The 12,617-nt window shown below is 58.2% G+C and carries 12 protein-coding genes; 4 read left to right on the top strand and 8 right to left on the bottom strand.

What is annotated here, in order from left to right:
* Positions 1 to 32: 32 nt before the first annotated feature.
* The 5 genes from ACR0D9_RS06975 to ACR0D9_RS06955 form a co-directional block, all read right to left on the bottom strand.
* Positions 33 to 1,247 carry a DegT/DnrJ/EryC1/StrS family aminotransferase gene (locus ACR0D9_RS06975; RefSeq protein WP_480538162.1) on the bottom strand — a complete coding sequence of 405 codons (1,215 nt, stop codon included), beginning with the start codon at positions 1,245 to 1,247 and terminating at the stop codon, positions 33 to 35.
* A gap of 113 nt (positions 1,248 to 1,360) precedes the next feature.
* Positions 1,361 to 2,665 (bottom strand): NAD(P)/FAD-dependent oxidoreductase, encoded by a 1,305-nt coding sequence (locus ACR0D9_RS06970; protein WP_480484189.1) that lies wholly within the window; start codon positions 2,663 to 2,665, stop codon positions 1,361 to 1,363.
* An 8-nt stretch (positions 2,666 to 2,673) separates the two neighbouring features.
* Complete coding sequence (locus tag ACR0D9_RS06965; RefSeq protein ID WP_209596891.1) at positions 2,674 to 4,032, bottom strand: glutamine synthetase family protein; 1,359 nt, start codon at positions 4,030 to 4,032, stop codon at positions 2,674 to 2,676.
* Complete coding sequence (locus ACR0D9_RS06960; protein WP_480473448.1) at positions 4,032 to 4,712, bottom strand: type 1 glutamine amidotransferase; 681 nt, start codon at positions 4,710 to 4,712, stop codon at positions 4,032 to 4,034. The genes ACR0D9_RS06965 and ACR0D9_RS06960 overlap by 1 nt, the downstream gene beginning before the upstream one ends.
* A gap of 59 nt (positions 4,713 to 4,771) precedes the next feature.
* Entirely contained in the window at positions 4,772 to 6,091 is a 1,320-nt protein-coding gene (locus tag ACR0D9_RS06955; RefSeq protein ID WP_480485217.1) for a glutamine synthetase family protein, read from the bottom strand.
* Between the two features lie 400 nt (positions 6,092 to 6,491).
* On the opposite strand from ACR0D9_RS06955, the gene dusA reads away from it, so the two are divergent.
* Genes dusA through ACR0D9_RS06935 form a run of 4 tightly spaced genes read left to right on the top strand, consistent with a single transcriptional unit; the run spans position 6,492 to position 9,886 of the window.
* Complete coding sequence (dusA, locus tag ACR0D9_RS06950; protein ID WP_480485219.1) at positions 6,492 to 7,499, top strand: tRNA dihydrouridine(20/20a) synthase DusA; 1,008 nt, start codon at positions 6,492 to 6,494, stop codon at positions 7,497 to 7,499.
* An 18-nt stretch (positions 7,500 to 7,517) separates the two neighbouring features.
* Positions 7,518 to 8,342 (top strand): sulfite exporter TauE/SafE family protein, encoded by an 825-nt coding sequence (locus ACR0D9_RS06945; RefSeq protein ID WP_480480287.1) that lies wholly within the window; start codon positions 7,518 to 7,520, stop codon positions 8,340 to 8,342.
* Positions 8,339 to 9,121 (top strand): hypothetical protein, encoded by a 783-nt coding sequence (locus tag ACR0D9_RS06940; RefSeq protein ID WP_480485221.1) that lies wholly within the window; start codon positions 8,339 to 8,341, stop codon positions 9,119 to 9,121. Before ACR0D9_RS06945 ends, ACR0D9_RS06940 begins: the two co-directional genes overlap by 4 nt.
* Positions 9,122 to 9,157: 36 nt before the next feature.
* The gene (locus ACR0D9_RS06935; protein ID WP_480485222.1) at positions 9,158 to 9,886 is read left to right on the top strand and encodes a SpoIIAA family protein; all 729 of its coding nucleotides are present in this window, start codon (positions 9,158 to 9,160) and stop codon (positions 9,884 to 9,886) included.
* A 623-nt stretch (positions 9,887 to 10,509) separates the two neighbouring features.
* Here ACR0D9_RS06935 and ACR0D9_RS06930 read toward each other — a convergent pair.
* From ACR0D9_RS06930 to ccmI, 3 genes are read right to left on the bottom strand one after another with little or no spacing between them, the layout of a single operon-like run.
* Entirely contained in the window at positions 10,510 to 10,743 is a 234-nt protein-coding gene (locus ACR0D9_RS06930; protein WP_209503450.1) for a DUF1289 domain-containing protein, read from the bottom strand.
* Between the two features lie 18 nt (positions 10,744 to 10,761).
* On the bottom strand, positions 10,762 to 11,226 hold the full coding sequence (gene ruvX / locus ACR0D9_RS06925) for a Holliday junction resolvase RuvX (RefSeq protein WP_480538161.1): 465 nt from the start codon (positions 11,224 to 11,226) through the stop codon (positions 10,762 to 10,764).
* Positions 11,223 to 12,443 (bottom strand): c-type cytochrome biogenesis protein CcmI, encoded by a 1,221-nt coding sequence (gene ccmI, locus ACR0D9_RS06920; protein WP_480538160.1) that lies wholly within the window; start codon positions 12,441 to 12,443, stop codon positions 11,223 to 11,225. The genes ruvX and ccmI overlap by 4 nt, the downstream gene beginning before the upstream one ends.
* Positions 12,444 to 12,617 lie beyond the last annotated feature (174 nt).

Genomic DNA, 12,617 nt, shown 5'->3' with positions numbered 1-12,617 from the left:
AGGCCCACCAATTAAGTGGGCCAGTTTTAGTCTCAGGTGCCGTAGACCGGCATTGGGCCGGTCACTTCGCCGACGGCAGCCAGCAGAATATCCGCGATCACGTCCAGCTCTGCGCGTGTCAGGCGTACGGGCAGTCGGACGTCACACGCTTTTATCAGCATGTCACGTGTTTGCGGCAGTTCGAACGTTTCCGGCAGGAATTGCCAGTTCCAGAAGGCGCGTGCATTGTCCTGGCTCAGGCCAAAGACCTGAACTTTGACGCCGCGCGCCTCGGCTGCGGCGGCAAATGCGCGAATCTCGTGTTCCTGCAACCCAACCAGATTGAACTGAATCGAATCCGGCGCGCGCTGCTCAGGAGGCAGTGGCGCGGGCACGTCGATATGGGGTGAGATATTCAAGCGTCCGGCAACATAGTCGTGGTTCGCCAGACCATCGCGGACACGACGGGCCAGTTCCGGAATCTGCGGGCGGATCACAGCGGCGCTTAGGTTGTTCAAACGCAGGTTATAAAGCGGCAGTTTGTTCTGCCAGCGGACGAAGGCCTCTTCCAACTCGGGCGAGTTGTCACCGTGCGGTCCTTTGTGTTTCTTCCAGTTATGTTCGTACGCGCCCGACATGATGACGGCGCGGGCCACCAGATCAGCATCGTTTGAGATCAGAATACCGCCTTCGCCCGCATTGATCATCTTGTAGGATTGAAACGAGAAACAGCCGACCTTGCCGATGGTGCCGATATTTTTGCCATGCCAGGTCGTGCCCAGCGAATGCGCGGCGTCTTCGATCACAGGGATGTCACGCGCGTCACACAGCGCCATGATCGCGTCCATATCAGAAGTGTGGCCGCGCATGTGACTGATGATCACCGCTTGAACACTATCCAACTTGGCCTCGAAATCAGCCATGTCGATGCGATAATTCTCGCCTACTTCGCACAGAACCGGAATGCAGTCCGCGTGGATGACTGACGAGGGAACCGCCGCAAAAGTGAAGCCGGGGATCAGGACGCGCGCATCGCGCGGCAGACCCAGTGCCTTGAGCGACAGGAACAGCGCAGCAGAGCAGGATGAAACAGCGAGAGCGTATTTTGTGCCCAGCAGTTCGGCAAACTCGGCCTCCAGCAAAGACACCGGGGCATCTTGCGGGGCGGTATAACGAAACAAGTCGCCCGACTGCATCAGGGCGTCGATGGCTTCTTTTGCTGCTTCTGGGATGGGTTCGGCGTCATGAACGTTTGGTGGAAGCGTCATATTTGGATTTCCCGAATTCTATCTTTGGTAAAGATAAAGCTATTCAGGTGGCAATCCAAGCCCTCAATCGCCGCGCCAGCGGAAATTCACCAATTTGTCACAAGTAACGTGGATCAGATCCCAAGCCGGTCCCGCAAGGCGAACCATGTCATTGCCAGCACAAGCAGCGGGTTGCGCAGGGCGGACCCGCCGGGGAAGGGCAGAGTTGGCACGCGGGCCATTGTATCGAACCCTTCTGCCTGTCCCTGAATGGCCAGCGCCATCAGTTGCCCGGCATGGGTCGCGGTGCCTACACCATGACCGGAATAGCCGGAAGCAGACAGAATGTTGGGTGCGATACGCACCAGATAAGGCATCCGCCGCATGGTAATGGCCAGCGTCCCACCCCATGCATAGTCGATTTTGGCGTCGCGCAGATGTGGGAAAATCTCGGTCATCGGCTTGCGGACCTTCGCAGCGACATCCGCAGGAAAACGATAGCCATAGCTTTCGCCGCCACCGAACAAAAGCCGGCCATCGGCGCTGAGGCGGAAATAGTTCACCACGAACTTGGTATCCGCGACCGCGACATCCTGAGTCAGGACCCGCGCAGCCTCGCTGCCAAGGGGTTCGGTCGCTGCAATGAAGTTGTTGATGGGCATGACACGGGCCGCGACGGTCCGGTTGAGATTGCCAAGATAGCCATTGCAGGCCAGCATAACATGGTCGGCCCTAACGTTCCCCCTGGCGGTCCGGATCAGGGCAGGCCGGGTTTCGTCAATACCGATGACTTCGGTACCCTCAAAGATGCGAACACCCGCTTTGGCCGCAGCCTGTGCCAACCCCAGCGCAAAGTTCAATGGGTGCAGATGAGCGGCCCCCATGTCCAGATACCCACCCTTATAAGCGGGCGAGGGGCACAGTTTGTGGCCTTCGTCTTCATCCAGCAGCTTGATCTGGTCATAGTGATACCGGTCGGACAGATGGCCTGCATGGTCATGCAGCTCTTTTCGTTCCGAAGCTGACAGACCCAGAACCGCGACACCGGGTTGCAAGTCGCACGCGATCTGATGCTTGGCGATCAGTGATTTGACCAGATCCTTGGCGTCTTCGGCCAGGTCCCACAGCTTTGCGGCATCCGGGTCGCCAACAAGACGCTCAAGGTCTTCCTGATCCATCCGCTGCGCGCTGCCCAGTTGACCACCATTGCGCCCCGAGGCACCAAATCCGACACGGTGGGCTTCAAGCAGAACGACATCGAACCCCGCCTCGGCCAGATGCAATGCTGCGGACAGGCCTGTGTAGCCGCCGCCCACAACGCAGACATCCGCCACAATATCTTCGGCCAAAACAGGAAAGCGTGCCGTTGGGTTTGCCGTCGCGGCATACCAGCTGGCAGGGTATTCGCCCTTGCGGTCATTGGAATAGAGCAGGTTCACGAAAAGTCTCAGACGTTGATCAGCAGATGTTCCCGTTCCCACGGAGAGATGACCTGCAGAAATTCTTCATACTCGGCCCGTTTCACGATGCCATAGACACGGGCAAACTCGGGGCCAAGGATTTCGTGCAGGGCGGTGGCTTCGTCAAACAGATCCAGTGCATCGCCCATGACCTGAGGGATATCCCCTTCGCCTTCATAGGCGTCACCATAGAATTGACGACGCGGACGCTCCTGTTCGACCAGACCCAGATAGCCGCACGCCAGCGACAGGGCGATGCCCAGATACGGGTTGCAATCCATACCGGCGATGCGGTTTTCGACACGGCGCGATTCAGGTCCGGACAGAGGAACGCGAATGCCTGTAGTGCGGTTGTCGCGAGCCCATTCCAGATTAATCGGCGCCGCGTGGTCTTTCACGTAACGACGATACGAGTTCACATAAGGTGCCATCACGGCCAGACCGGCGGGCAGATGGTTCTGCAACCCGGCAATGAAGTGATAGAACGCGTCCGTTTCGCCGCCCTGCGGGCCCGAAAAGATGTTCTGGCCGGTCTCCATGTCGATAATTGAATGATGGATATGCATGGCCGAGCCCGGCTCTTCCTCGATCGGTTTGGCCATGAAGGTTGCAAAACAATTATGCCGCAATGCCGCTTCGCGGATCAGGCGTTTGAAGTAGAAAACCTCATCAGCAAGTTTGACCGGGTTGCCGTGGCGCAGGTTGATCTCCAACTGGCCCGCACCGCCTTCCTGGGTGATGCCATCGATTTCGAACCCCTGATGTTCGGCAAAGTCATAGATATCGTCGATGACCGGGCCGAACTCGTCCACCGCGGTCATCGAATACGCCTGCCGCGCCGCAGCTGGGCGGCCAGAACGCCCCATCATCGGCTTGATTTCCTGTGCGGGATCGACGTTGGGGGCGACCAGAAAGAACTCCATTTCTGGCGCAACAACCGGTTTCCAGCCTCGGTTGTGATACAGCTGGACCACGCGTTTCAACACGTTACGGGGGCTATAAGGGATCGGATCACCATCCCGGTCATAGGCGTCGTGGATCACTTGCAGCGTCCAGTCCCCTGTCCAGGGTGCGGCTGAAGCCGTCGAATAGTCGGGCTTCAGGATCATGTCCTTTTCGATGAACCCGTCGTCACCTGCGGCTTCACCCCAGTCCCCCGTGATGGTCTGGAAGAATATGCTGTCAGGCAGGTGAAAATAGGATTGCTTGGCGAATTTCGTGGCAGGCACGGCCTTGCCACGTGCAATTCCGGGAAGGTCCGAGATGATACATTCAACCTCGTCCAGCCGCTGTCCGTGGAAATAGGCTTTGGCGGCTTCCGGCAGTTTATCAGTCCAATCAGCCATCAGGCTCTCTCTTTCTTTAAAAACTCGGCCATATGGCGCGCGATTGTGGCGTTGTCATCCGGGGCGGTTTCGCGATTTGCGGCCTCGCGCATCAGGTCTTCGGGGACGACGCCTTTTCCCCGTGTGCGCATCAGGCCCGCGACAAAACCATTGGTGAATTCAGGGTGGGCCTGAACCGTCCAGATCGTGTCTCCATAAGCCAGCATCGCGTTTTCGCAAAATGCGTTCTGACCAAGAACGCGCGCCCCTTCGGGTAGCTCGACAACCTGATCCTGATGCCAGGCATTCAGCCAGACTGTGTTGCCGTCAAACTCGTATTCAGTGCGTCCGACGGCCCATCCGCCCTTGAACTTCTCGACCTTGCCGCCCAGTGCCTGCGCGATGATCTGATGCCCAAAGCATACGCCGATCAGTGGCTTTCCGCTTTGCTGTATCTCTCTGACCAAGTCTTCCAGCGGGGCGATCCACGGCAGGTCTTCGTACGCGCCGTGGCGCGAACCGGTTATGACCCAGCCATCTGCGTCATCCGCGCCGCTTGGGAATATGCCGTCGACCACGGCGAAGGTCTGGAACTCGAATCCGTTGCCACCGAGAAGTGCAGGAAACAGCTCATCATAGTCGCCGAATTCGCCATGCAACGCATCTGGTGTGTGGCCGGTTTGTAATATGCCGATTTTCATGTGTCACCAAATTTGATCAAATTCACTCTAGCTGAGTCCGAATGAGGCGGCAAGGGGGGTCAAACCGCCTCGAGATAGCTCAGCCAGTGATCTTCAGGAGTGATGCGTTCAAATCGTTCAACTTCCTGTCGCTTGGTCATGGTCAGGTACTGGATCAGGTCAGCCGAGAAAAGTCGGGCGACCAGGGGGTCGGTTTCAAACTTGTCAATTGCAGTTGCCCAGTCCGGCATCAGTTGGGGCAGGTCATCAATATCGTAAGCATTGCCTGTGATCGGGGCAGGGGGGTGCAGGCCGTCTTCGATCCCGACAAGGGCTGCGCCCAATACCGCGGTCAGCATCAGGTAAGGGTTGATGTCACCACCCGCGACGCGGTGTTCGATGCGCCGCGCAGCTGGTGCTCCGCCCGGGATGCGAATTGCGGCTGTTCTGTTCTCATAGGCCCAGCAGGCCCCGGTCGGCGCATGCGCACCCGGTACAAGCCGGGTGTATGAATTGCCATGCGGAGCAAAAATCAACGTGCTGCCTGGCATGGCCGCCACACAACCCGCGACAGCGGAATGCAGAATGCTGGTCCCTTCAGGCCCGCCATTGTCGAACACATTGCGACCGCGTTGGTCCAGCACTGAGAAGTGCACATGCATCCCATTGCCCGCATCATCGGCATAGGGTTTTGACATGAATGTTGCGGCAAACCCGTGTTTGCGCGCAAGGCCGCGTGTCAACGCCTTGAAAAGCCACGTATCGTCGGCGCAGCGCATGGCATCCTGATGATTCAGGTTGATTTCGAACTGGCCAACGCCACTTTCCGAGATGGCGGTTTGTGCGGGGATGTCCATGGCGGCGCAGCCATCGTAGAGGTCTGTAAAGAAATCCTCGAACGCATCCATTTCAGCGACCGACAGAACGGATTCGTGCAGCAGGCGGCGCCCGGTGATCGGGTTCAACGGAGGTTGCGGTTGCGCGCCCGAGGCATCGATGAGTGTGAATTCCAGTTCGGTCGCCGCGACGACCGACCAACCGCGTTTGGCATATCGGTCAAGAATGGCAGACAGAGCGTGACGCGGATCACCCGCAAACGGAGTGCCTGCATCGTCAAACAAGCTCATCGGAACCAGCGCCGTTTCTTTCGGAAGCCAGGGGACAGGCACCGGGCCCCGGTCGGTTGGTCGCAGCACGCCATCAGCATCGCCGGTTTCAAACACCAGCGGGCTGCCGTGGATGTCCGCGCCCCAGAGATCGACATTGAGCGCCGAGAACGGCATTCGCACTGCACCTTTCTCCAGCTTGCTCGCATATTCAGGGGGCACGCGCTTGCCCCGCATCTGACCGTTCAGGTCACAGGCAGTCACACGAAAACTGTGCAGGGCGCTCAGGTCCATTTGGGGCTCCGTCAATTCTGTTTCCCCGTGATGTACTTCAATGGATCGGATTTGTCACCAAATTTGATCAAATTTTGATTTTTGGGTCAGATGTGGCTGCTCGACATAGTTTTTGGTTGAGTGCAAAAGTGGTCCTGCCGACAAAGCTCGCGTCTCGCATTTCCAGCAGTGAAAACACCATGGGAGTATCTGTTAATCCATTGAACATATTCCACAATGGTGTTGTCTGCGGCAAGTCAGAGAGTGGTTAGATTTTCCCAGTGTTGAAAGCGCGGCGATCGGATTTGATGCGACGCCTGAATCCGCAAAGCAGCTTCTTTTGACCACTCCTCGAAAATTGGCTTATTTCGACGATTTTTCTATGATAGCTGCGGGTTTCGTACTCTTGAGGATAGTTGAGTTGACTGCACGTGGAAGAGATAACATTCAACACCATGCCACGCTGAGCATTGCGCCGATGATGGATTGGACCGACCGCCACTGTCGGTATTTTCATCGGCTGCTTAGCTCGGAAACCCTGCTGTATACCGAGATGGTAACCGCACCGGCGCTTGTTCGGGGTGGGGCGCTGCATCTGTTGGATCATTCACCGCAGGAACATCCCGTGGCTTTGCAGTTGGGTGGGTCCGATCCGGAGGAGCTGGCGCAAGCGGCGCGTTTGGGTGCTGATGCAGGATATGATGAGATCAATCTGAACTGTGGGTGCCCGTCGGACAGGGTGCAGTCTGGTACTTTCGGGGCGGTTCTGATGAAAGATCCGGCGCGGGTTGCAGAATGCGTCGCAGCAATGCGCGACGCGGTTAATGTGGATGTCACGGTCAAATGCCGCATCGGTGTGGATAATCAAGAGCCCGAAGAAGCTCTGCCTGCGTTTCTTGAGCAGATCAGTGCGGCAGGTTGTCAAAGAGTAACGATCCATGCGCGCAAGGCGTGGTTGCAGGGGTTGAGCCCCAAGGAAAACCGCGATGTTCCACCGCTTGATTATGACCTTGTGCATCGGATGAAAGCCGCGTTTGCGGATCTGCATATATCGATCAATGGTGGTATCGCCAGCTTGGATGAAGCAGCAGCACATCTGGACGCGGGTCTTGACGGTGTCATGATCGGTCGGGCGGCCTATCATCAACCCGGTGATATCCTGGCAGATGCTGACCGGCGCATATTTGGCGTTGGAACCGTTCGCGATCCGATGACGGTTGTTCAAGAAATGGTGCCCTATGTTGAGGGGCACCTTGCCAATGGCGGGCGTTTGCACCAGATCACGCGGCATATGCTGGGTCTCTTTGCGGGGCGTCCCGGTGCGCGGGCATGGAGGCGCGCCTTGTCCGAAGGGGCCGTGCATGAAGGGGCCGGGCCAGAAGTCATGCTACAGGCCCTGAACCACATAGCGCCGATGGTCGAGGTTTAGACGGCAAAAGGGGGGACGATGCCCGAGACAATTTTGCTGGCCCAGATGATGGGCCTTTTGCTTGTGATCGGCGCGCTGGCCGGTGTGCTTGCCGGGCTGTTGGGAGTGGGCGGCGGTATCGTTCTGGTCCCCGCGTTCTTCTATGCGTTTCAAACGCTTGGCTATGGCGGCCCGCAACTGATGCAGCTCTGTCTGGCGACGTCGCTGGCCACGATCATTGTAACGTCGATGCGGTCAGTTCTTGCCCACAACAAGAAGGGTGCGGTGGACTGGGATATCCAGCGCGATTGGGGGCCGGGTATTGTCGTCGGCGCAATTGTCGGAGTGTTGGTCGCATCGGCCCTGCGGACCGAGGCTTTGCAGGCACTGTTCGGAATTCTGGGCATGGTGATCGGTGCCTATCTTGGGTTGGGTCGCGCAGAATGGCGGTTGGGCGACTCAATGCCCGGCGGTATCAAACGGGCCGTCCTATCCCCGCTGGTCGGGTTTCTTTCCGTTCTGATGGGCATCGGCGGCGGCAGTTTCGGTGTGCCGCTGATGAGCCTCTATAACACCCCTATCCACCGCGCGGTCGCGACCGCGGCCGGGTTTGGGGTGATCATCGCCGTACCGTCGGTCATTGGGTTCTTGTTTGTGGATATCGCGCCCGAGCATCGCCCCCCGTTGACCATTGGCGCGGTTAATCTTGTGGCCTTCGGGATCGTTGTCGCAATGACAATGATCACCGCGCCCTGGGGGGTAAAGCTGGCCCATGCAATGGACCCAAAACCGTTGAAACGTGTCTTCGCCGTGTTCCTGACGCTGGTCGCTCTGAACATGCTGCGCAAGGCCGTTGGCTTATGAGCGATTTTTCTGCCCGGGGCTGGGTGAAATTCCCGTATGATCCGGTGCTGGCCGAATGGGTGAACCACGCTTTGCCTGCCGCACGGGCGTCGACAACGGACCCGGCCCACGCGGAATGGTTGGATTGCGAAGGGACGTGGTTCATCGGTGTCGACGCACTGCCCAATGACACGAAGGGCAGGGTCGGGCAGTCCGGGTCTCTGACCGGAAAGGCCATGGCGTTCATCGACAAACACTTTGGAGATTTACCGCTGCACAAGGGGCAGGTTTCTGTCGTTTATCCGGGTTATCCGCGCCCGCGCCGGGGCGAGAATGAAGCGGCCACCCGGTACCGTCGAAACAGGGATGCGGCCCATGTGGACGGTTTGCGCCCAACAGGGCCGGATCGCCGCCGCCGGGTTGATGAACCTCATGCCTGGATTCTGGGCATTCCACTGACCGAGGCCAGCGCAGACGCGTCTCCGATGGTGGTGTGGGACGGCAGTCATGACATTCTACGGACCGCGTTCAGGCGGGCGCTTGAAGGGATACCGCCTGAGGTCCTGCACGAAGTTGACATAACCGACATCTACCAATCCGCCCGTCGCGAGGTGTTTGCGACCTGCCCAAGGATCGAGGTGCCTGCAAAGCCGGGAGAGGCCTATCTGCTGCACCGCCATTGCCTGCACGGGGTTGCTCCCTGGGCCGCAGGGGCGACGGCGGGGCAGGATGGTCGAATGATCGCCTATTTCCGCCCCGAATGCTCCGGTGGAGTAGCCGAATGGATCGAATCCGCCTAACGTCCTGTCATTATTTGGCTTTGGAGGTTTTGACCGATGATGACGGTTCATACGAATTCTGACGGTGCACTCATAGAAGTCGAGTTGTCGGGGCAAGTGACCAGCGCCGATTACGCCAATACTCTGGTACCCGCGATCGAGGCTGCGCTAACCGAACATGACACGGTTAGGTTACTGGCGATAATACAACCGGAATTTCAGGGGTACGATCTGGGCGCGGCCTGGTCTGACACCAAGCTGGGGTTAAGCCATTGGCGCGGGTTCGACCGGATCGCTGTTGTGGCGGATCAGGGCTGGGTGCAGACAAGCGTTCGTCTGGCGGCCCCCATTCTGCCCTGTCCGGTTCAGGTGTTCGATCTGACCGAGCTTGAGGCGGCCCGACGCTGGATGCGTGAGTCCCTGGGATCGATCCACGTGACTGACCTGAGCGGCCCATGTGTTCAGATCAGCCTTTTGGGAAAGCTGGACCCTGAAAGGTACAAACAGGCAGAACGTGATTTGGATTCGCTTTTGCAGGACCGGCCAGGCTTTCGCCTGCTGATAGACCTCAGGGAATTTGATGGCTGGCAAGGGCTGTCAGCGCTTGCGGCGCATTTCCGGTTGGCCAGCCGACATATCGGACAACTGGACCGAGCTGCCATCGTTGGGGACAAAAGCTGGCAGCGCATGGCGCAGAAGGTCGCCAGCCATGTGTTAGGAACCCGGACTCAGTTTTTCCCGTCTGAAGAATACGACAACGCCAGGGCTTGGCTTGCCGCCGGATAAAACCCTCGACTGTGAAACGCCTGAGCAGGCAATACCCAATCGGTCAAGGTTCGTGATGCAGCCTCAAATCCGGTCGTGCGATGTCAGGCATGATTCGACTGCTGACGGCGGGTTTCCCGCAGCTTCGGCCCCAGCTTTCCCAGTCTCGGCAAAGTCGGGTCGAAAAGTGACGTTAGGAAATTATGTGCTTTTGAGAGTTTTTCTTGATTGAAGCGTCAAAAACGATCAAAGGCCGCGTGTTTTCCCCCTACTTGTGACGGGAAATACCTTTAGCCACACCCTGTCGCTGCGGGTTACCACTCACGTTGAACCTCAATGTTCAAGAGCTAGACCCCCTCCGAGCTCGAACTCGACCCGCAGTGGCACGGTTACTGGAAACGGGACGTCCGCAATGCCACTTAAGACTTTGATCGGATGACTCACTAATACCAGAAAGACCAAACGTGCGGCTGACGTGCTGCAATCGGAATGCGCGCGCAATGATGATCGGCGGTCCAAAACCAGCCAATCCGAGATTGCGCTTCTGTTTCAGAAAGAATTGCGGGGCACCGCGCCGAACGCGCCTATCCCGAAAAGCGCTGCACAGCCGGCAGAAATGTCATCAAAACGTCTACGCTGATCGGTCAGGAGCCATTCATACGAGCGGCACGCCCGCCGCGCCGCTTGCTGAGCCGCGGTTTACGAGACGGCAGGTCGTTCATGATTTCAGCGCGTTCGCTACTGTCCATCCTGGACCACCGAGAGATCTCGTCGATCGTGCGGTAACATCCGGTGCAGATACGCTCGGCCGGATGGACAACACAAATCTGGACACAAGGGCTTTCGACCTCATTGCGCTTCCAAACCATGTTCGTCATCAATCGGTCTCCGACCTGTTACAAAAAGCGCAGCCTGTCCAGCGCTCCCTGCAAGATATAACCTGCTGCAACGTGATCAATAACCTGTCCGCGACGTTTTCGTGACGTATCCGCCTCAAGCAGTGCTTTTTCTGCCGCAACCGTACTCAGCCGTTCATCCCAGAATCCGATAGGTAATTCCGTCAGACGGGACAGGTTTCGCGCAAATGCCCGCGTAGACTGGCAGCGCGGCCCCTCTGTGCCGTCCATGTTTTTTGGAAGACCCAACAGAATGCCGCCAATCTCGCGATCCGCAGCAATTTCGATCAACCGGGCGGAATCGAGTGTGAATTTCTTGCGCCTTACGGTTTCCAAAGGGCTGGCCACGCCCCGCATCCGGTCGGAGACTGCGACACCGATGGTCTTTTCGCCCAGATCCAGCCCTATCAGCGCTTGCATCGGGGGCAGCGCCTTGGCGAAGTCTTCGAACACGTCGTGGATCATTTCGCAATCCCGGCTTGCAGGGCTGCGGCATCAATGATCTGCAACGCCTCGGTGTTTCCGGCAAACACCTCCAGCGCCTCATTGTGGATATCCATGGCCCGTTGGCCCTGACCCAGAACACCCAGTGCGGCGATCAAACGAGCCCATTCCTCGGGCGCGCCGCCTTCTGTCGCCAGGCGGTCGGACAACTGATCCACCATTCCCTGAATCATCTGCTGCCGTTCCTCGGGGCTCATTTCCGCTGCTGCGGCCATGTCTTCGCGACTTGGGCCGGACGGAGCGCTCAGGTCCGGTGCGTTGAAAACCCCTGCCCGAAAGGCCAACTCATCTATCTGATCCCGGATCGCGCCTGCCCATGGTGCGCCTGTTGGGGCTTCCCTCAGCGTTTCAACCCAAATGCGGTAGGCAAGGTCTGGTCGTCCGGTCTGAACCAGCATTTGCCCCCAATAATACCGGGCCGGACCGTGATGAGGATCGCGTTTCAAAGCTTCGGCAAGGGCCTGTTCAGCTTCGGGCGACACATATCCACCCGCAGCCAGGATCATCATCTCGGCAAAATCCGCGTAATGCTCGGCTGTGGCTGCGTCGCCCGACAGTTCGATCACCCTTTGTTGCGCGGAATATCCGTCCTTGAAGTTCCCTGAATTGGTCTCATGCTGCGCCAAAAGCATCTGCCCCTGCAAATCATCCGGGCGGGCCGCAACGGTCTCTCGCAACTGCTTGAGAAGGGACGCGTAATTTTCGTCAAGCTGCGCCGCTTGAGGTGGGGTTGCCAGTTCTTCTGCGGCGCTCTGGGACGGACGATTTGCGCGCACCTCCTCGGCCAGTTCCAGCCGCGCGGTCAGGGGCATGTCAGGCAACCCGACGGCGCCGATACGATGATACATCGCCATCGCCCCCCCGATGATGATCAGCATGACAACCGGAATCGTCACAATCGAGACGGTCCGTGATGGCCCGGCACCCGAGCCACCCTTTTTCATTTGTTCGTCAGCGGCAAGAATTCGTCGCGAGATTTCGGTGCGGACCCGTTCCGCATCTGCCTCACCAATCACCCCGCGCGCCAGATCCCGGTCAACACCAGACAGTTGTTCACGATACACCCGCAAATCGTAAGCCGCCGCAGGTTCATCCCCACGGCGTTTGCGCAGCAATGTGAAGCTCAGAAATGCCGCAATCAGAAGCGCGACAAGAAAAATCAGAACCCAGAACGTCATGGCCCCTCCGAAGATACTGCCCTGACTTAGACCTGTGGGGCGTCCGACAAAAGGGACAAATGGCCGCGAATGAACGACATGTCGCAATAGTGCGATATTGCGGCGTTGCGCGGCGCGGTTAAACTGTCACCGCGCGGCATATCTGCGCGCAATCACCGAACCGGATGGATTCGC

The organism is Ruegeria sp. AK11 (assembly GCF_056541095.1).
This window is presented reverse-complemented; position numbering and strand designations above follow the sequence as displayed.

Bases quoted from the DNA above. Each gene is read 5' to 3' on its own strand.
- ACR0D9_RS06975 (WP_480538162.1), bottom strand. From the start codon at position 1,247: ATGACGCTTCCACCAAACGTTCATGACGCCGAACCCATCCCAGAAGCA.
- ACR0D9_RS06940 (WP_480485221.1), top strand. From the start codon at position 8,339: ATGAGCGATTTTTCTGCCCGGGGCTGGGTGAAATTCCCGTATGATCCG.
- ACR0D9_RS06930 (WP_209503450.1), bottom strand. From the start codon at position 10,743: ATGACGAACATGGTTTGGAAGCGCAATGAGGTCGAAAGCCCTTGTGTC.
- ACR0D9_RS06965 (WP_209596891.1), bottom strand. From the start codon at position 4,032: ATGGCTGATTGGACTGATAAACTGCCGGAAGCCGCCAAAGCCTATTTC.
- ACR0D9_RS06960 (WP_480473448.1), bottom strand. From the start codon at position 4,712: ATGAAAATCGGCATATTACAAACCGGCCACACACCAGATGCGTTGCAT.
- ccmI (WP_480538160.1), bottom strand. From the start codon at position 12,443: ATGACGTTCTGGGTTCTGATTTTTCTTGTCGCGCTTCTGATTGCGGCA.
- ACR0D9_RS06945 (WP_480480287.1), top strand. From the start codon at position 7,518: ATGCCCGAGACAATTTTGCTGGCCCAGATGATGGGCCTTTTGCTTGTG.
- ACR0D9_RS06935 (WP_480485222.1), top strand. From the start codon at position 9,158: ATGATGACGGTTCATACGAATTCTGACGGTGCACTCATAGAAGTCGAG.
- ruvX (WP_480538161.1), bottom strand. From the start codon at position 11,226: ATGATCCACGACGTGTTCGAAGACTTCGCCAAGGCGCTGCCCCCGATG.
- ACR0D9_RS06955 (WP_480485217.1), bottom strand. From the start codon at position 6,091: ATGGACCTGAGCGCCCTGCACAGTTTTCGTGTGACTGCCTGTGACCTG.